We start from the raw sequence: 16,772 nt of genomic DNA on the forward strand, positions 1-16,772 counted from the left end.
ATAGTCTCTAGCGGGAGTTTGCGTTATTATCTATGTCCTAATTAATACTAGACAATAAGCCCGGCAATACTAACACCCCCATCATCAATATCATGGGAAAATTTCTAAATAATTTCAGGAAAAGACTTGAAAAATCGTATAATCCACGACGCAAACAATCGCAGGCGCTTACGTCGTGACTCCGTGGGCTTTCACGAAGTCGTTAATCGTGGCTTCGTGAGAAATTATTCTACCGTGGCTAGCCAACTGGGTGGGGTTCTACGTATGGTTAACTCCGGTGGGTCGTGGTTTTTCGTTTCATGGTGTTGCGGTGTTCACGACTTTCCGTGTGCTCACGTAAATAGCCCATCCATTCACGGCTTGTGTTTGGGTGGTTGGGCCTTTTAAGGTGTCTTCATTGTTTTAATGATGCGTTTGTGGTTCCTGGTTTTTCATGCCGAGCCTAGGGACTTGGTGTTTAATAGGAATGCGGTAATTGGCGCTGCGGAGGTTTGGGTTGATGTGGGTAACTGCCTCGTTGGGGTTGGTGGTGTTGATTACGTGGTGGTTGGGGTGGGGGTGCTTTCCAAACTGGTTGATGCGGCTAGGGAGGGCTTTAGGGCGAGGACTGCCTACCCACCAATGCTCATGAACTCCACATCCTACTTCCTGGCTAAGCTCGGATTACCCAGGTACATGTACAAGGTCATTGCCGCAGACCCCTGGGTTGTGCCGTTCAAGGCGGTTGGTGACTTGGGCCTTGTTAGGAATATTGCCTACCTACACGGCATTCTGGAGCTGGTTAGGGGTTGGGGTAGGGTTGGTAGGAAGACCTCATACACAATACACGCACTACTGAGGGCGTCAGGGTACAACGCGGATGAGGGGTTGGCATCGAGGGCTAGGCTACCGATGCCATGCAGGTTAAGGCTGACATAAACCCCCTTTTAAACCAAGCCATAGGCAATTACAGAGGTGATGAGCCCCCGAGGTAGAGCACCCGGGGTTCGCCCGGGTGAAGCCCTCGGTTTGGGTGATCCAACGCGGCCGCCCCCGTGGGTAGTGCGGAGGCTTGGGCAATGAGGGGCTCATTGACTGCGCATGCGGTCAATACCTCGGTGATGTCGATGATAGCAACAAAGCCACCTAGCCACTCACTCCCCAAGCCCGCCCCGCGCCCACTCCCTCCCCACACCCCTTACGAGCTAGTGCCGAGGCCTCCCTGGTTAGGGGGGCTCTCGGCACGTGAGGTTGGGCTGTTGGGCTGTAGGGAGCCTAAGCCCCAGAGCCGAGTGCCGAGGGCGCCACCTCGGTCGGCGGATATGGGGCCATGGGATCCACACCCGCCACCGAGGATGGCGGGGGGTGGGGCGGGGTGGGTTTGGGGATTGTAAGATGCAATTACTTCCAGAAGACCCTGGGCTAGAAAGAACAATAGGCATTTATTGCGTGGTTTATGTGGGATGCTGTTTCACGGGTACGTGAAACAAGCTACCAATGAAAAGGCCGAGTAGCGAAGGAATTTGGTGTGGGGAACCCTAGGCATTGCTGAACAAACGCCTTTAACCACCCCGTGGGCCTCCCCGTTGGGGCGCCAACCCATTGGGTGGTACGGCCCCGCGGGGACAGCCCACGGGGCGATTCAGCATAAGGTGGTGGGCATGGCAGGGGAGGTAGAGAGAAAAATGGGTAACTCAAATCAAAACAACGGGGAGGGGGTGGGCCAAAGGCCCAACAACCCAACAACCAAGCCAAGGGCGGGTGGGGAAGAAATACCAAACAAACCGCCACAAGCCATAGATGAGGAGACAAAGAAAATTCTTGAGGAGGTTAGATCAAGAGTAATGAGTAAACTGGGTGAAATAGATAATGTATTCAATAGGGTGATTGAGGATTTAACGAGGTTTAAGTATCATTTAGTATCCTTAGCGGAGAAGTACGCGGAGAATGCTGATAATATTAAGGCGTTTACAGAGACGGTTGAGGAAATAGTGCAGTACGTGGATAGGGTTAAGCAATGGTACAAGGATAAGGTCTATAGTGAGGTCATTAGACTATTTAAGAGCTTTAGGGACGTTGAAATAAGAATAAGGAAGAAGGGAATAACGATAAGAGGAAGATACGTGACGATAAGTGCTTCTAAAGCTGGTAGAACTGATGGTGGAATTACAGTGAAGTTTATAATTAAGGGTATCGGTAGTATTAATGTTAATGCGCTTCCTTTAATTCCAGAGCCAATAAGGATGTCAATACAAGTAGGGCTTATGAACACTGACGGGTATATTGATAAGAGAGGAAATCGGCCATGTATGAAGACTTCACACTTATGGCAAGTTATTCTATGGCTTCTCGCGTTCCCAGGAAAAACCACTGTTAGAATTGAGCTTCATGTAAATAAGAAAGAAGTGAAAGTCGCATGGACGTTGAGATCCCTTAACTACGCGTTTAAGATGAAACCTCAACCTCAGGATACCCTAGATCCTCTACTTACTATCTTTGCTGCAATATTGGGTGATGGCACAATCACTAAACCTCGTAAACTTCGTGTAAGTTTTGCGACGTCAAAGGAGACATTATGGAAAGAACTATTAGAGGGATGGCATAAGCGTAGTATACGTAAATTAACGGTGGCGGACGTATACACGTCATATGCCGTTGAGGTACTTAAGAGGATATATCATGATGTTGCTATTAAAAGCCAAATATTGTTAGATATCTTGAGCATTCTGGCTATGCTTAATGATGCCGAAAAGATTAGGCGATTTTTTATGGGTTTAGAGACACGGTTTAAGAAGCCAAAATATAGCATTATCCTTTGTGGTAAAAAGTTTACGGTTATTCTTGATGGCGGTTATTTGCGTCTTGAGTGTGAAATTAAGCCTGATGAGGAAGCGAGGATTATTGAGTGTTTAAGGGCTAAGGGAATCGTTGCGCGTGCAAAGGGTAAGAGAAGTCGAATAGTCACGGTATCATCCAGTGAAGTGAGGAGGATGGTTAAGATGGATGAGAAATTGAGGGAAAGTATTACGGCAGTACTCTGCAAAAGGTATTACGACACGACAGATGAGAAAAAGAGACAAGCAATCAGAAGATACTTAATGGAACTCGCACCCATAGAGGGGGCGGCCGCAGCTATATATTAATGCCGCATGGCCCTCCGGCGTTTCTAGAACCTTCTTCCTGGCTTCCTTTGCTAGGTCTATCCACCAGTTTATGATTATTATGACCAGGTTCGTCTCCTTGGCCACGTCCTTTGCCGCCATGTTTAGGGCGTCCGCGTTGCCTCCATGTCCGTTAATGACGATCAGGTACCTAATGCCGTTCCTAGCTACCTCCCTGAATATGTCCCTGTAGAGCATGTATAGTGTCTCATTGCTTATGGATATGGTGCCGGGGAACTTATCGAGCACGTACGTATTCCCATACCAAACAGTGGGCAGTAGGAGCACGTTGGTCCTCTTTGCGGCCTCCTCGGCTATGTAAGTGGCCATTAACGCATCCGTACCCAGTGGTAAGTGTGGTCCGTGGGCCTCGACAATCCCCGTCGGTAGTAGGGCCACTGTCTTATCGACCTTTTCAAACTCAGGCCAGGTAAGTTCCCACCAACGCATTAACCATTGAATTGATAACGCCCTTAAATGCAATACCACCCAGGGTTAAGGATCCCAGTACTGCCTAGCCCTATCCCTAAGCGCCAGGGCTAGTTCAAGGACCTTCCTATAACTCCTCGACCTAAGTATTTCATTAACCACGTTAAGGTCTAGGTTGGCGTAGCCGTGAACCACCACGTTCCTAAAGTCCACTACGACCTGACTAGGGCCTCCTCCTCGCTCGTCACTAAACCCATATCTCTTAACCTCCTAGCAATTCCTGAGTAGCCCTCGGCAGTAACGCCCATGTTGGATAATAACCGTTGGCATAAGTCGATAAAGGCCTGCGCTTGAACCTGCAGCGCGTGTATTGACGCCAGTTGATCTCGCCAATTACTTAGATCATAACCGCGGTCAACAAATTCATCGAGTCTCCTAGTCATATCCTCGATAATACTCAGCAATTTATTTAGGATTGCCATCTCATCACCAGGGCCCTATCCGCATTAAACACCAGGTCCAACTTCCTGGCGTCAATAAGGAAGTCCTCACAAATCGAAGCCCTCCTATGCATCCTCAGCCATGCATCATCGCCAGCCATGTATAGTATTACGCCATCGCTGAAAACCTCATGAATCAGGTAACAATCAGCACTGTCGCTAATGGGCACTAGATCCACCTTGTCCGTACCCAGGTAATCAAATAGGTCAAAGAGTAGCCGTGAGTACCTACCCAGGTCAAGGCCTCCCACGAACTCCACCGCAATATCAACATCCTCACCAAAACCCCTCCTAACTATGGAACCAAAGAGAACCGCGTAGTAAATACCGTAGTTACCCCATGGAAACATCCTCAACCTGCTAATCACCGATTTATCAAGCATTAAGTCCAATCTAAGGATTACATACTTACTTAAAGTATTTACACTGGTAAGGTGAGCTTACTCAGTGGCCTTGTTGCACGGTAGAGTTAGGCCATGGATATAAAGGGCAGATGATCCAGGTAATAACCGCTACCAATTAAATTACGATGCCCGCAGGTCAATAATGCTCACCACCGCCAGACACAGTGATGGCTAACGAATTCACAAAAAGCAGTGTAGAACTGCCACGACGTATTGGGATTAGTATATGTTTACGAGGCAAGGTATAGGTGGTTGTAGATTATGTTGTGAAGTAATTAAATTATGTAATTATGTATGATGCGGCAAAGCCAATGAGTGACCCAATAATAGCGGTACCTCGCTTAAATCTGTCTCAGTGATTATCTCAGCAATAACGCCACTGACATCAGCGCCCAGGCAAGGATATCCAAGTTATATGTCATTAACACCCTCTGTAAACCATATTCTACGACACTGCCTTAACGCTGGGACTAGGCGCATTGCTAGGCCTGCGTACTGCCACCATAGTGAGTATTGCCAGGGTGATTATGTACAATGTCTTTGCTCGACTTGGCATGGTAATCGCTCTAATTACGGAGATTTTTTACTCCGCTATCCATAAGAATTGCTCCCTGACCCGTCTAAGCATGCCTCCATCGGTATTACTACGTTATTAATCTTCTCCTCGCCAATCGTGGTTGATGGCCCATGGCCTGGGTAAACAATGAAGTTGTCGGGTAGCTCCCTGTATAACCCGCACACGGACCTCCTGAGTCTATCCATATTGCCCCCAGGTAGGTCCGTCCTACCGACACTACCTGCGAAGAGCGTGTCTCCAGTAATTACGAAGTCATCCCCAATTATCGAGATTGAACCTGGCGTATGCCCTGGCGTGTGGATTACCCTTAGGTTAAGCGGTAGTTCTGAACCCTCACTGACGAACACGGGCTCCGGCAGTTTGGGTTTTGTGAATCCCCACCTTGTGGCCAACTCGTCGAATATCTTCTTCAATTCCCAATCAAGCCTATGTGCCATGAATGGAATGCCCAGTCGCTCGGTCAATTCCTTAACCGCACCCACATGATCAAAGTGCAGGTGTGTCGCGACCACGGCTAGGGCCCTCCTATTACTTAAGGCATTTAGTATGCTCTCGGCCTCATCCCCAGGATCAATGATTACGCAGGAATTACCATCACATACCAGGTAGCAATTGGTTTCGAGCGGTCCAACAACCACTACCTCAACGTTGAGCATTTAGGTCACTACACTTTGGCTTTGCCTGCCCATTATTGACCATACCTCAATCGCGCAGGCGAGTATTGATAGTGATTGTATTGTAGCCACCACGTAGTTCACGACAGACCTACTTATTAAAGCCAGTATCACGGTGGCTATGATGAGTAGGGTACTCACTAGCCACATATACCTCGATGCCCTATGCGTTGCAACACTCGTTAGTACTGCGTAGACACCGACCATGAGCGCCAGGGCAATTATTAAGGAGATTAGTGAGGCTATGAACTGCCCAATGAATAGCAGGATTATGCCGATGACCATCGCTGCTGCGAAGATTGTCGGCACGTAACCCCTCCCAAGGCCGCCGCGTATAAGTACAATGCCCAGGTATACGTATAGGCCTAGGATTAGGGCTAGGGTTATTAGGGCTAGTACGGCAATGTTACTGGGTATGTACAGCATGAAGTATGGCAGTGGTATGTCCGTGTATATGGTTAGGTAGCTGGTTATGAAGAGCCATAATAAGGATGCGAAGTTAACAATAACAAAACCAGTGTAGAACCAGACGAGCCTGTCAATAACCTTCGCGTTTAGGCCCATACTAAATAAACATACCCCCATATATCCCTTAAATGCTTTGCGGTAGTAGACGATATATAGTAATCCTTATAACAATCCATGTAAACCGTGTGGTCAGGTTATGAGTAGTAAATTGCGTGGTTACCTGGCAATGATTGGTGTCCTAGTTGCCTGGGGTTCGTCATACTCCATATCTAAGGTGGCCATGTATTACATGTCGCCCTTCGTACTCACGATGTATAGGTTCGGCGTTGGTGGGTTAGTTCTACTCCTAATTGGTAGGGGGTTGATGATAAATCGTAAGTACGTAATCAACGCATTACTAAATGGAGCCCTATTCGTGGTTTTCCTGAACATCGCCATCGAGTACAGCTCAAACCCGGCCCTGGTCTCGGTGCTGGTTTACACGCAGCCAATCTTCGTACTCATACTCTCAATTGCATTATATGGCGAGAGACCAACGGCTCTGCAGGTCGTTGGCATTGTACTGGCGTTTAGTGGCTTATTGATGGCCGTCGGTGTTTATAGTTTCGATATTGGCGATGCCATAGCGATACTTGGTGGTTTCATATGGGCATTGGGCACCCATTACTATAGGAGGAACCTGGTTGGTGAGGACCTAATTAAATTGAATGCCTCAATGGCGGTCATATCGGCATTAATAGCGGCGCCAACACTCATCATCAACCCACACATGGAATTAACACTAAGTGCCGTTGCGTGGGGCATAGTTGTCGCATTGGTGGCCCAGGTAGTAGGCTTCCTGCTTTGGTTCCTCGGTGTTAAGGACCTTGGCCCCGTGACGGCAAGTTCAATGTCGATACTCGTACCTGCATCCGCATACTTATTCGCCCTATTAATACTCGGTAAGGTACCCACGGAAATGGAGGTAATAGGCTCTGCAGTAACACTAATTGGCGTCTTAGTATCGCAATTAAGGGTTTAGCGAGTTTCATTGGCCCTGCAGGTTCAGGGTTTCATAAATAACCTGCTGGCCGTTGGTAAATACCGCCTCTGCCGTGTTTATGCCGTAAATCCTGGAATCGCCATTGTAATTCACGGTGCAATTCCCAACCCTTAGTACTACACCTACGTAGTGCGTCCCATTACTGATTATAGTCAATAGTGCGGAGCTCCCAGGCAATACAGCGCATCTACTGCTTGACGTGAACTCAGCATTGTTAATCACGACGTATGCCAACTCCACGTATTCCGTACCTGAATTGACTATTATAAACGTAACATTACCCTGAGACATACTCGGACCCTCAATGATCACCTTCACGCCAAATGACTTCGATGCATTACCGGCTATCTCAAATATCCAAGCAGCGATTGCTATGACCAGTGTTATGGCGACCGCCACGAGTATTATTGTCGTTACTGTATCGCTCAATCCCTCACTCATTGTAGTTATTAAATTTCAATTCCCCTTAATAAGCATTATTCCTAATTAAGGCTATAGACCTCGTCAACCGTAAAACATATGTTAAGTTTAAATATATTGTAGATTAAAATCGGCGTTAGGGCCTAACTTTGGCATTCATTGGTATTTATACTCATACTATATAGCGTTAATTTATAATTCCATAACGTACAAAGGTACGTCAAGGCTCAGGGCGCATGGACCAATGACCCACGCCCAGGGTATAAACGACCTCCTAAATATAACCAATTCTATGGTAAGTAACTGCTGTGGAGTTAATGCTCGCCTTGAATGCATTATGTACGTGTTGGTGCGATGCTGCTCTCCATTAGCCTGGTCATTACCTTCGACGTTAATTCGTAGGTCGCGGCTATGTTTGAGTTCAGAACCCTCAATTGATTGCTTATGAAGTCAAGCCTGTCAACCATTTCCTTATGCATACTATCTATTTCTTTACGCAAATCATCAATCTTTCTACCCAACTCATCAAACCTAGCATCAATTTTCTTACCTAACTCATCCATCTTATTGCCTAGCCCATCTATTTTCTTGCCTAAATCATCGAGCTTACTCATCATTGCATACATGAGTATTAACTCCGCGTCCTCCCTGGAGACCTCCTTCCTACTAATCCAACCAGGTAGTTGGGCAATAACGTAATCCACACCTTTACTAAGTAATAGACTCATTAGCTCGCTTAAGTCCATAACCCATTAATAATGACCCTTCAGCATTATTTAAGCCTTCCTTTAATGAGTAATTGCTACGCGATAAATGAATCATAAATCAAGGATTTACGCCTAAAGTACAATTAATTATCACGGTATATCGCAATTGCTTCAGTAAAGTACTGTTGGGTCCCTTCTAAGCGATGCTTCCCAAAACATTATCTCGAAATTAACACTATCCCTAAACGCCCTCTCCATGTCCGGCGTTACCCCGCACTTATCCAGCGTCCTCAATATAGCCTCAACCCTAGACCAGTAATCATTTGACGCGTAGAATTCAGCCCATGCATTAAATATTGAGTTACCTGTGCCAACAACGTACTTACCAATTTCGTAATAACCCCACATGCATGGCGCCCATGCCGCGAGGAATTGAGGCCAACCCAACGATGCATAGTAATGCAGGTGCTTCGTGTATGCGTAGTTGACTAGGTTAAACCCCGTATTATTAACCTCATCCTCCGTTATCGATAAATCATGAAACAACCTCTCATGAACCTCTGCACCCCTCTCAACGTTACTGAATACTGCCGTTAGTATGTCGATGGCCTCATTAAGTGGTGCCTTACTCGCAGCCTTAATCACGGCCTTCTGCATCTCCCTCACGTACTTCGTGTCCTGAATTAAGTAGTATCTGAACACATCCATTGGCAGTGAACCATTCCTGAGCCTCTCAACGAACTCATGCCTAGTGTACTTATTCCATAGATCACCCACTAAGTCCCTAAGTCTCTCATGGGTACTAACCATACGTTTAATCCCATAATCACCCAGTTATTAAATATTATTAACAAACTTATTGAACATTAGAACCGCATTTGCTAAGTTCGTTAATTACATCTATTGGATTCCTCTCAATGATCCTCCTCCTAACATACCTAACCCTTTCACCACTCCTCTTATCAACACCCTCAAGCTCAACCCATGCCCTGACTAGGCATGTGCCCAGGGACTCCCAGGTGAGCCTTGGACCACCCAGAGCCTTAATTACGTCACCTATGTGCGGAGTACTCTCCGGCGGAACCGCCCTACTCCTTTGGGCTATTTCCACGTGGTAATTATTGAAGCCAACCCTAACCCTATAAAGCATGTACCTGGCAACATCACGGCAGGAATCATTAAGCGGGATAACCCTAGCGTCGAAGTAAAGGATCCTATTAAGGGCGTTACTCACGATAGCTGACGCCAACCCAGCCATCGAGCTTACCAACTTGTACTCACGGCCATTAAATGGCATGTAACTAAGGAGGAATACGTTAATCTCATCACTAATCACAAGCGCGTACTCACCCGAGAAGGTCCTCATCAACTCCGTAGCCGCCCTAAGCAATGCCCTATGAACCCTCTCATCCCTAGGCCAGGTGAAGTCCCTAAGGGCCTTGCCAAAGCCGGCCCCATCAAGCCTAATGACCATCGGCGGCTTAACGATGCTGGTGATTACCCTGGAGTCAAAATCCCTCTCCAACTCCACGGGATTAGCACTAACTAGCAGACTAAGCACGTCAACACTACCCATTAAACTCACGAACTAGTCAGGAAGAAGCCATTTAAAAATAAGCCCATGAACAATCAACGTAAAGCAATTGATATAACTAACGAAGCATTTTAAGTGAACACCCGTGTATACTGGATGCCAAACATGCCATATACGTATGAGAGCTGTGCCTATGCTTATGCTACTATGGGTATAAACGGTGGATCTCCAGGTTGTTCATCAATAACAATAACAGGTTGATCTCCATGTTAGTCTCATTATCAAACTTTAAAAATAGTCCATTGCTTGATAATTCTATAGGTGCTGCCCTATGGATGTGAAGAGGAAAAGGTTGATCCTTAAGTATATCTATGCCTCAGTTATAATCTTATTTTTCAGTATACCAAGTGCCATGTATGGAGTATTTTCATCAATGTTTCCGGAGCCTAAGTCCTTACTTTATGCGTTTAAAGAAACAGTTATACCTCCTCCTACGTGGGAAGTTGTATCATTTATCCTGTATGTCATCGCATCCTTCGCGCTGGATTTAGTGTTAATACCGTACCTGTTCCGTGACGTGGGTATTAATAACTACATAAGTGCGGTGGTCTATATATTACCCATGTTTCTAATAATGCTCGTAGCCACTCTACAATCTATTTACGTTAATATATGGGCAGCCTATACTAACCTATACGCCGCAGCCACTGGTCATGAACCTGGCGGGGTGATTGTGCCACCTGCATCTCCACAGAATGAGTTAGCTTGGCAATGGTTTGGGACTGGCGTGTCTGAAGTTTATTACGCGTTACTAACCTTCTACACTATACCCGTGGCCTTCGCCGTTTGGTTTGCCCTGGCTTACGTAACCCTCCTTTGGTCGAAGAGGTACATGGCTAAGAGGACCATTAAGGCGTTGACACCTAAAAAGAGTTATTAACGGGCATGGCTTTATCAAATGAGTGATGTGAAGCGGGGACGGATCTGATGGATGAGGAACCCAAGACCTGCGCGCTGATGGATCCTCATTAAGTTCCTGCAGTTGAGATGTGTAAGGTTTTTAGATTGGGTAAGGATGTATGATTTGGCGTGGTAGTGTGATAATTAATGATAGATTAGCAATGGCTAGGAGTTATGTGAATATTCTGAGGTCGATCAGGGATAGAGTGAGGTCCATCGATGATTTAAATAGGGATTTAGTGCTTAAGGACGCTGTTGAGCGTTACCTGCACCTGGCCGTTGAATCCCTTATTGATGTTGGTATGAGGCTGTGCTCAATTCTTAATCTTAGTAAACCCGAGAGGTATAGGGATATTGCAAGAATATTGATGAACGCTAACATCCTTAGTGATGAAACTGGTAGGCTGTTTGAATTGTGGATTGGCTTTAGGAATGTGCTTGTCCATGGTTATGCCGTGATAGATCCCGAGAGACTGATTGAGACTTTAAATGAGATTGACGAATTAGATAGGGTAATTAACGAGATTAGTAATTTTATTAGGGATAAGTCGATAGATCCTGCAGATAATCAGTCCATTAATAGTAGTGGGGAATTGACGAATTTAATTAATAAGGCAAGGCAGGTATTGGAGAGGTTGGACTTCGTGGTATTCACATACGTATTCGGATCAAGAGCAATCGGTAGGGTACACCCAGGAAGTGATATCGATATTGCCATATTCACGAATAGGGAGTTAAGTTGGAAGGAGTTCGTGAGCGTTATGATTACCTTAGAGGATGTGCTTGGGCTTAAGGTCGACCTCGTTCACCTTAATAAGGCACCGTTATTACTGACATACGAGGCTGTAAGCAGGGGTGTCCTAATCCTAGATAGGGACCCTGAAAGGAGGATTAACTTTGAGGTTAAGATGATTAAGGAGTTCCTGGACCTTAAGCCGAGGCTCGCCCGGTACTATAGCACATTACTTACTCGTGGTTAACAATAGTAGTGCATTATTAATTGCAGGGAGAATTTTAAGTGAACAGCTAAGTAAAAAATGCCAAAGGTATTAAGAGTGGTGGTGATTATGCATAGCTCGTTCAAGGTGTGGGTTTCAATATTACTTTTAATAATAGTGGTGGCTCTGGCGATAACTGCCTATTCCCTAGGTTACTTAACTCCAAGTATTGTAGTTAATGTTGTTGTTGGTAAAAAGCCCGTGAATGCCTACGTCCAGGTCTTCGCCGTATTACCGCCAGGCCATAATGAATCGCTGATCGAGGTGTGGAGCGGCACGGCATCCAATGGGGTGGTTAGAGTGCCCATATCCGTACTTAGTAAAATAGCGAGTGAGTGGGTTGCCAAGGGTTACGGCAGTGAGGGGGTTGGTATTGAGGTCGTGGTTACCTACGTGAATGGTTCAACGGTTTACTACGACATGATGTTCACAACGTATGAACCAGGTACGCTATTAAGCACGATAAGTAACCCAATGCTTAGCATGGCTAGGCTAAACTACATGACAGTAAGCCTGAACCTCACCAATACCTATCAATTAGCAAAGGCATTAACTAAACCGCAGGTACCAACACCACCAGCGCCACCCGGGTGCTGGTTGGGTCAATATAACATCTAAATCCTGGCAAACACCCATCATAAAGATACCAATAGCTTGGGTCTACGACAATGTACCAAACTACCTAGGAGGCACGCTTGGCGCGTATTCTACACAGACAACAACCGCAACCGTGTACTTCTATGCCTCATGCCTCTGTGGGGTTAGCCCAGGGAGTCTCGACATCAGTTACCTACAAGTTCATTGGATATTCAACACACACAAGTTCCTCAAATTGGAATCAATTAGCCTTTGGAAAAATCCAGCCAACGGCCCCAAGTGCTGGTTTTCTGTATCAAAACGGTACAATAGGAGTTGCCACACTACAATTGTACTGTATAACGGGTCCAACTAATCAATACGCATATGAAGCCTTCGTAGCCTCAATATCGAATGGTATAGGTACATCCTCAGATATTACCTACTTAAACGGATTCTTGAGCCAGTATAAGGCGTATACTGGTTATAGTCCTCAGTATGTGCCGTTTGATGAAATATACATAGGTGGTGGTAAGACATATGACTACTGGTTTAGTAATGTCCAGGCATATAGCCCACCCTTCGGCTTCAGCGGTACAATACCAGTGGGTTTAATAATAGCATACATAGCCCAGGCACTGGGTAAATACCTCAGCATCCCTGGCTTCATATTAGCTAACCTCGCGGCCGGCATACAGATAACCACAACGAACACAAACATAATAGAGATATCCATTGCCTACACATCATCTAACTATGGTAGTGGCGACCTATTTGTTGCTGCTCTCCCAGTTAAGTATAGTAGTTCTTCGGGAAATTATTTCTATTATCCGTTCATTCTCGGCTTTAACGTTACTGGGCTGGGTAGTTACTCAAGTGGTACGTCCATTTATGTTGATGGGCCTGGCGTCATTTTCAACCCATGCATACCAATTAACTCCTATAACTGGACGGTCTATGTTTCGATAGGCAATTCACCATTGTTAGTGCCCGGCGGCACAGTGACAGCCACGGTCTATAACTCCCAGGGTTCAATTGTTTGGAGTGGCACATTCACAATACCGACAAACATCGATGGCAAACCACCTCACCAACCCGCCGTCGTTAGTATACCCTGGACCATATTCAACTACGGTGTACCCTACAATACGTATTACATTAAGTTCAGTTATAATGGCTATACCACACCACAAGGCTCTATAAGGTATGGCTCATCAACCACGACAATAACGATATACGCCGAACTCCAAAGCTGTGGTCCATGATTATGGTTTAAAGAAGGTATTTAATGATAAATTATTTCGGGATTAATTGCGTATCCCTTCACTTACCCACTAATGCCAGGGCATTTAATACCGCCTTACCAACCTTTAACACAACATTCCTCAACTCACTGGCTGTTAAGAACCTTCCAGCCCTGCCCTCGGTTAGGTTATTACTAACTATAAGCACGGCTGCCGTCTTTACGTTCTTTATAAGGCCCAGTAGGAATAGTATTGCGGTCTCCATTTCAACGCCCAGGAAGCCCCTCGAACCAAGTACGTTGACTAGGTCCTCCTCTGCATAAAAAGCGTCACTGCTATAAACTGGGCCGACCCAGGGCTTCAATCCAGCGGTTTCGAGGCTTCTTATTAACTCGCTCATTAGGTGGTAATCCGGTACTGCTGGGTAAGCCATGAAGCCGCCTAGGTACTGCGTGTATATGCCCCCGTAATTATATGCGGATCCCGTGGGCACAATTACATCGCCAAGTCCCACCTCCCTCCTCAGGGCTCCCGTGGTCCCAAGCCTAATTATGAACCTGGCACCCATGCTTATTAACTCCTCAATCACGATAGCAGCCGAGGGTGCTCCAATCCCGTGGGTTGCCACAGTAACGTCAACGTTATTGTACTTACCCGTGTACGTTATTAAGCCCCTATTCTCATTAACGAGCCTCGCACTAACGAGTAACTCACTTAATTGCCTAGCCCTCTCGGGGTCACCAACTGTTATGACCCTCTCCGCTATGTCCCCGGGATTAACCCTTAGGTGTATTGGCATTGTGTCACCTCATCATGTCGAGTAAGGGTGTCCTGCCAAAGTCCCCGAGGTCAACCTCAGCCTCACTGCCTGGGTATGGAATTAACCTAAGTCCGATTGACCTACGCTTAATACTGGCTATTGCATGCAGGTCATTGATTAATTCCCTAATTAGTGGTACTTGACCGCTTGGTATTGGTACCATGTCAACGCCAGCAACGCAGGTTGTTGTGTACTTGACCAGTTTGGAGAAAGTGATTAGGCCTTCCCTAGTTCTAGCCTTTAATTTCTCATCCTCAGCCAGTGGTAGCATTACTTCGTTGAAACCCGTAACCCTGAACTGGCTTGACACTTCCCAAATGGCCTTGTTCAACTTATAAATCGCACCTAACGTACCAGGCCCACCAAACCTAATTCCGTAAATCCTCTCAACCGTATCCACGACGGATTCCTCACCCCACGGTGACAATGAAGCATCAATGCCCAGGTAATCAGCACTTAGCTCGTTAGCTATCTCCTTACCAACGTCATCAGCAATCCCAAACACCCTAACTAGGTCATTACGTAAATTACGCTCATTACTTAACCCACTTGGGTACAGTATTGATAGGGCTATCCCATGACTATTATTGAGGTTTACTGAGTCGGGGTAGTAAGGCGTGAGTATTGCGGCGCCTATTAACGCTGCCATTCTCCTTGATAAGGCCCATTGATTGAGCTCCACGAGCCTCCTGAGAACACTCGTGAAGAGCTCCGTATTGTAATAATCAAGTTCCTTAAAGTCACCAACCCAAATGCTCAAGTAACTCCCTGACCTAATGAACGCGTTGATCACCTTATCCAACTCAAACCTTGATCCCATGGCTATATTAAGCGATGCATGTATGTACCCAAGTTCAGCGCTTATCTTGTTTATCGTTGTTGATAATTCCTCAAAGTCCCAGGACGGGTCGGTGAAGGGTAATGTGACCCTCCAGGTCCTTATTTCAATCCCCCTTCTCTTACTAACATTGCTTATTACATTACGTAGTTTCATTAATTCCTGCCTAAGTTCATCTACGTTGACCCTACCACCCTCCACGGGGTAGAACAGCGTCACTGCACGGATAATCATTAATTTAATTATTGCCTATTCTCATTTAAGTATTGTCATTAATCAGTAATAATACGTTAAGTAGTGGTTGTGCTCGTTAATGAATAAGCCCCTGGCATAGGCATTGCACGCATTCCTCAATGGGCACTTATCGCATTGCGGCTTATCCCTAATGCATATGGTCCTCCCAAGCCTCCACAGGAAATCATCAATCGCTATTGGGTCCAACTTACCAATCCTAATCACGGCATCCCAGGCATCACGAACAGCCAGCCTAAGCTCAGTGTCAAGCTCCCTACTGAAGTGCATGCTGCGTCTCATCAACTCGAGTACCCAATCCTCAAGCCTAACAATACCTAGCCTATAGGCGATTCTCGTTAGGTGATTATCAATTGGCAACTTCATTTCCTGTGGCCTAACCTTGAGTAGCCCACGTAATGCCAGGAACTTTATCAACAAGTAAGCCTTCTTTCTGACTGGGTCTTCATACGCAGCCATTAGCGACAGTCTGTCAATCAAATCCTCAACACCAGAGGCATTAAATAACCTAATGGTTGTGCCGTAGTTCCCGACCACATACGATCCAACATCCCTAAGCAGATAAGCCCTAACTCCATAATCCCACACAGGTCCGTAATCACTGACTAACCAATCCCTAACCACGGCTGGATCAAGCCTCCTCAAATTGGTAGGACTAAAGAAGGCACTGTCCCTATTGAACATTTCCATTCCCAGTCTCCAGAGCAAGTCTGAACCCGTGAATTCCTCACCATCAATGCGCCTAGTGAATTGCTTATCGTCAATGTTGGTTCTATGATCTATCGCTACCATAGCTAGGAAGTAATTATACGTAGTCTCAACATCCACATTCTTCGGCGGGTAAAACCTTGGATCAAAGACGTCGGAACTATGTAAGTCCAGGGACGATAAGGTATTGGCTACCTCAATAACCCTGTCCAAACTCAACGTTGCCGGTATCCTAGCCATAATTAACTAAACATATGCTGTGTTTATAATCCCTTTGCGATCAAAATGGGGAAACTCAGTAGTACTTCTTGAACCCTAATTGCGGTGCTACCTCCCTGAAGCACCTTCTGCATAGGTAAAGTCCGTACTTCCTAATGACTGCCTCATGGGTACCACATCTTTGGCACTTAATTACTGCCCTCCCATACTTACGCTCCTTTGGTGGCCTTATCTTTCCCATTCACGTAGTCGTGAGAAAACT

The 16,772-nt window shown here is 46.1% G+C and carries 18 protein-coding genes and 2 pseudogenes; 7 read left to right on the top strand and 13 right to left on the bottom strand.

Going from position 1 to position 16,772, the window contains the following annotated elements; genetic code table 11:
* Positions 1-405: 405 nt before the first annotated feature.
* Positions 406-918, top strand: coding sequence for a hypothetical protein (locus Vsou_RS04525; RefSeq protein WP_229709685.1), 513 nt, complete (start codon positions 406-408; stop codon positions 916-918).
* A gap of 722 nt (positions 919-1,640) precedes the next feature.
* Positions 1,641-3,122, top strand: coding sequence for a hypothetical protein (locus tag Vsou_RS04530; RefSeq protein ID WP_188602453.1), 1,482 nt, complete (start codon positions 1,641-1,643; stop codon positions 3,120-3,122).
* On the opposite strand, the pseudogene Vsou_RS04535 reads toward Vsou_RS04530, so the two are convergent.
* From Vsou_RS04535 to Vsou_RS04560, 5 genes and pseudogenes are all read right to left on the bottom strand, one after another.
* A pseudogene (locus tag Vsou_RS04535) lies at positions 3,123-3,590 on the bottom strand (creatininase family protein); the annotation flags it as partial. It lies immediately after the preceding gene.
* Positions 3,591-3,635: 45 nt separating this feature from the next.
* Positions 3,636-4,051 (bottom strand): annotated as a pseudogene (locus Vsou_RS13350) (DUF86 domain-containing protein).
* Positions 4,039-4,452: a nucleotidyltransferase family protein gene (locus Vsou_RS04550; protein WP_188602452.1), complete on the bottom strand. Its 414-nt coding sequence runs from the start codon at positions 4,450-4,452 to the stop codon at positions 4,039-4,041. Before Vsou_RS04550 ends, Vsou_RS13350 begins: the two are co-directional and overlap by 13 nt.
* Positions 4,453-5,064: 612 nt before the next feature.
* Positions 5,065-5,706: an MBL fold metallo-hydrolase gene (locus Vsou_RS04555; RefSeq protein ID WP_188602451.1), complete on the bottom strand. Its 642-nt coding sequence runs from the start codon at positions 5,704-5,706 to the stop codon at positions 5,065-5,067.
* A complete protein-coding gene (locus Vsou_RS04560; protein WP_054843270.1) occupies positions 5,707-6,288 on the bottom strand; it encodes a hypothetical protein in 582 nt (193 codons plus the stop codon). It lies immediately after the preceding gene.
* Between the two features lie 100 nt (positions 6,289-6,388).
* On the opposite strand from Vsou_RS04560, the gene Vsou_RS04565 reads away from it, so the two are divergent.
* Entirely contained in the window at positions 6,389-7,213 is an 825-nt protein-coding gene (locus Vsou_RS04565) for a DMT family transporter (protein WP_188602450.1), read from the top strand.
* A gap of 6 nt (positions 7,214-7,219) precedes the next feature.
* Here the strand turns inward: Vsou_RS04565 and Vsou_RS04570 are convergent, their stop codons facing one another.
* The 4 genes from Vsou_RS04570 to Vsou_RS04585 all read right to left on the bottom strand — a co-directional run bounded on the left by Vsou_RS04570 (position 7,220) and on the right by Vsou_RS04585 (position 9,937).
* Positions 7,220-7,675 (bottom strand): archaellin/type IV pilin N-terminal domain-containing protein, encoded by a 456-nt coding sequence (locus Vsou_RS04570; protein WP_054843268.1) that lies wholly within the window; start codon positions 7,673-7,675, stop codon positions 7,220-7,222.
* Positions 7,676-7,989: 314 nt separating this feature from the next.
* On the bottom strand, positions 7,990-8,382 hold the full coding sequence (locus Vsou_RS04575; RefSeq protein WP_349293696.1) for a hypothetical protein: 393 nt from the start codon (positions 8,380-8,382) through the stop codon (positions 7,990-7,992).
* A gap of 150 nt (positions 8,383-8,532) precedes the next feature.
* Positions 8,533-9,171, bottom strand: coding sequence for a TenA family protein (locus Vsou_RS04580; RefSeq protein WP_188602449.1), 639 nt, complete (start codon positions 9,169-9,171; stop codon positions 8,533-8,535).
* Between the two features lie 46 nt (positions 9,172-9,217).
* On the bottom strand, positions 9,218-9,937 hold the full coding sequence (locus tag Vsou_RS04585) for a tRNA(His) guanylyltransferase Thg1 family protein (RefSeq protein WP_188602448.1): 720 nt from the start codon (positions 9,935-9,937) through the stop codon (positions 9,218-9,220).
* A 289-nt stretch (positions 9,938-10,226) separates the two neighbouring features.
* Here Vsou_RS04585 and Vsou_RS04590 point away from each other — a divergent pair, with 289 nt between their 5' ends.
* The 4 genes from Vsou_RS04590 (at position 10,227) to Vsou_RS04605 (ending at position 13,694) form a co-directional block, all read left to right on the top strand.
* Positions 10,227-10,835, top strand: coding sequence for a hypothetical protein (locus Vsou_RS04590; protein WP_054843266.1), 609 nt, complete (start codon positions 10,227-10,229; stop codon positions 10,833-10,835).
* Positions 10,836-10,974: 139 nt separating this feature from the next.
* Positions 10,975-11,835: a type VII toxin-antitoxin system MntA family adenylyltransferase antitoxin gene (mntA, locus tag Vsou_RS04595; RefSeq protein WP_188602447.1), complete on the top strand. Its 861-nt coding sequence runs from the start codon at positions 10,975-10,977 to the stop codon at positions 11,833-11,835.
* A gap of 87 nt (positions 11,836-11,922) precedes the next feature.
* Positions 11,923-12,471: a hypothetical protein gene (locus Vsou_RS04600; protein WP_188602446.1), complete on the top strand. Its 549-nt coding sequence runs from the start codon at positions 11,923-11,925 to the stop codon at positions 12,469-12,471.
* 122 nt (positions 12,472-12,593) lie between these two features.
* Positions 12,594-13,694 carry a hypothetical protein gene (locus Vsou_RS04605; RefSeq protein ID WP_188602445.1) on the top strand — a complete coding sequence of 367 codons (1,101 nt, stop codon included), beginning with the start codon at positions 12,594-12,596 and terminating at the stop codon, positions 13,692-13,694.
* Positions 13,695-13,752: 58 nt separating this feature from the next.
* Here Vsou_RS04605 and Vsou_RS04610 read toward each other — a convergent pair whose 3' ends face one another.
* The 4 genes from Vsou_RS04610 to Vsou_RS04625 are packed head-to-tail and all read right to left on the bottom strand — an operon-like array spanning position 13,753 to position 16,751.
* Positions 13,753-14,472 carry a purine-nucleoside phosphorylase gene (locus Vsou_RS04610; RefSeq protein WP_188602444.1) on the bottom strand — a complete coding sequence of 240 codons (720 nt, stop codon included), beginning with the start codon at positions 14,470-14,472 and terminating at the stop codon, positions 13,753-13,755.
* Between the two features lie 4 nt (positions 14,473-14,476).
* The gene (locus tag Vsou_RS04615) at positions 14,477-15,565 is read right to left on the bottom strand and encodes a DUF711 family protein (RefSeq protein WP_188602443.1); all 1,089 of its coding nucleotides are present in this window, start codon (positions 15,563-15,565) and stop codon (positions 14,477-14,479) included.
* Positions 15,566-15,607: 42 nt separating this feature from the next.
* The gene (locus tag Vsou_RS04620; protein ID WP_188602442.1) at positions 15,608-16,531 is read right to left on the bottom strand and encodes an iron-sulfur cluster loop; all 924 of its coding nucleotides are present in this window, start codon (positions 16,529-16,531) and stop codon (positions 15,608-15,610) included.
* A 55-nt stretch (positions 16,532-16,586) separates the two neighbouring features.
* Positions 16,587-16,751 (bottom strand): 30S ribosomal protein S14, encoded by a 165-nt coding sequence (locus Vsou_RS04625; protein ID WP_054843261.1) that lies wholly within the window; start codon positions 16,749-16,751, stop codon positions 16,587-16,589.
* Between the last annotated feature and the right edge of the window lie 21 nt (positions 16,752-16,772).

The organism is Vulcanisaeta souniana JCM 11219, from assembly GCF_026000775.1.
Classification (GTDB): Archaea; Thermoproteota; Thermoprotei; order Thermoproteales; family Thermocladiaceae; genus Vulcanisaeta; species Vulcanisaeta souniana.

Excerpts from the sequence above, each read along its gene's own strand:
- Vsou_RS04525 (WP_229709685.1), top strand. The coding sequence starts at position 406 with ATGATGCGTTTGTGGTTCCTGGTTTTTCATGCCGAGCCTAGGGACTTG.
- Vsou_RS04530 (WP_188602453.1), top strand. The coding sequence starts at position 1,641 with ATGGCAGGGGAGGTAGAGAGAAAAATGGGTAACTCAAATCAAAACAAC.
- Vsou_RS04550 (WP_188602452.1), bottom strand. The coding sequence starts at position 4,452 with ATGCTTGATAAATCGGTGATTAGCAGGTTGAGGATGTTTCCATGGGGT.
- Vsou_RS04555 (WP_188602451.1), bottom strand. The coding sequence starts at position 5,706 with ATGCTCAACGTTGAGGTAGTGGTTGTTGGACCGCTCGAAACCAATTGC.
- Vsou_RS04560 (WP_054843270.1), bottom strand. The coding sequence starts at position 6,288 with ATGGGCCTAAACGCGAAGGTTATTGACAGGCTCGTCTGGTTCTACACT.
- Vsou_RS04565 (WP_188602450.1), top strand. The coding sequence starts at position 6,389 with ATGAGTAGTAAATTGCGTGGTTACCTGGCAATGATTGGTGTCCTAGTT.
- Vsou_RS04570 (WP_054843268.1), bottom strand. The coding sequence starts at position 7,675 with ATGAGTGAGGGATTGAGCGATACAGTAACGACAATAATACTCGTGGCG.
- Vsou_RS04575 (WP_349293696.1), bottom strand. The coding sequence starts at position 8,382 with ATGAGTCTATTACTTAGTAAAGGTGTGGATTACGTTATTGCCCAACTA.
- Vsou_RS04580 (WP_188602449.1), bottom strand. The coding sequence starts at position 9,171 with ATGGTTAGTACCCATGAGAGACTTAGGGACTTAGTGGGTGATCTATGG.
- Vsou_RS04585 (WP_188602448.1), bottom strand. The coding sequence starts at position 9,937 with ATGGGTAGTGTTGACGTGCTTAGTCTGCTAGTTAGTGCTAATCCCGTG.
- Vsou_RS04590 (WP_054843266.1), top strand. The coding sequence starts at position 10,227 with ATGGATGTGAAGAGGAAAAGGTTGATCCTTAAGTATATCTATGCCTCA.
- mntA (WP_188602447.1), top strand. The coding sequence starts at position 10,975 with ATGATTTGGCGTGGTAGTGTGATAATTAATGATAGATTAGCAATGGCT.
- Vsou_RS04600 (WP_188602446.1), top strand. The coding sequence starts at position 11,923 with ATGCATAGCTCGTTCAAGGTGTGGGTTTCAATATTACTTTTAATAATA.
- Vsou_RS04605 (WP_188602445.1), top strand. The coding sequence starts at position 12,594 with ATGCCTCATGCCTCTGTGGGGTTAGCCCAGGGAGTCTCGACATCAGTT.
- Vsou_RS04610 (WP_188602444.1), bottom strand. The coding sequence starts at position 14,472 with ATGCCAATACACCTAAGGGTTAATCCCGGGGACATAGCGGAGAGGGTC.
- Vsou_RS04615 (WP_188602443.1), bottom strand. The coding sequence starts at position 15,565 with ATGATTATCCGTGCAGTGACGCTGTTCTACCCCGTGGAGGGTGGTAGG.
- Vsou_RS04620 (WP_188602442.1), bottom strand. The coding sequence starts at position 16,531 with ATGGCTAGGATACCGGCAACGTTGAGTTTGGACAGGGTTATTGAGGTA.
- Vsou_RS04625 (WP_054843261.1), bottom strand. The coding sequence starts at position 16,751 with ATGGGAAAGATAAGGCCACCAAAGGAGCGTAAGTATGGGAGGGCAGTA.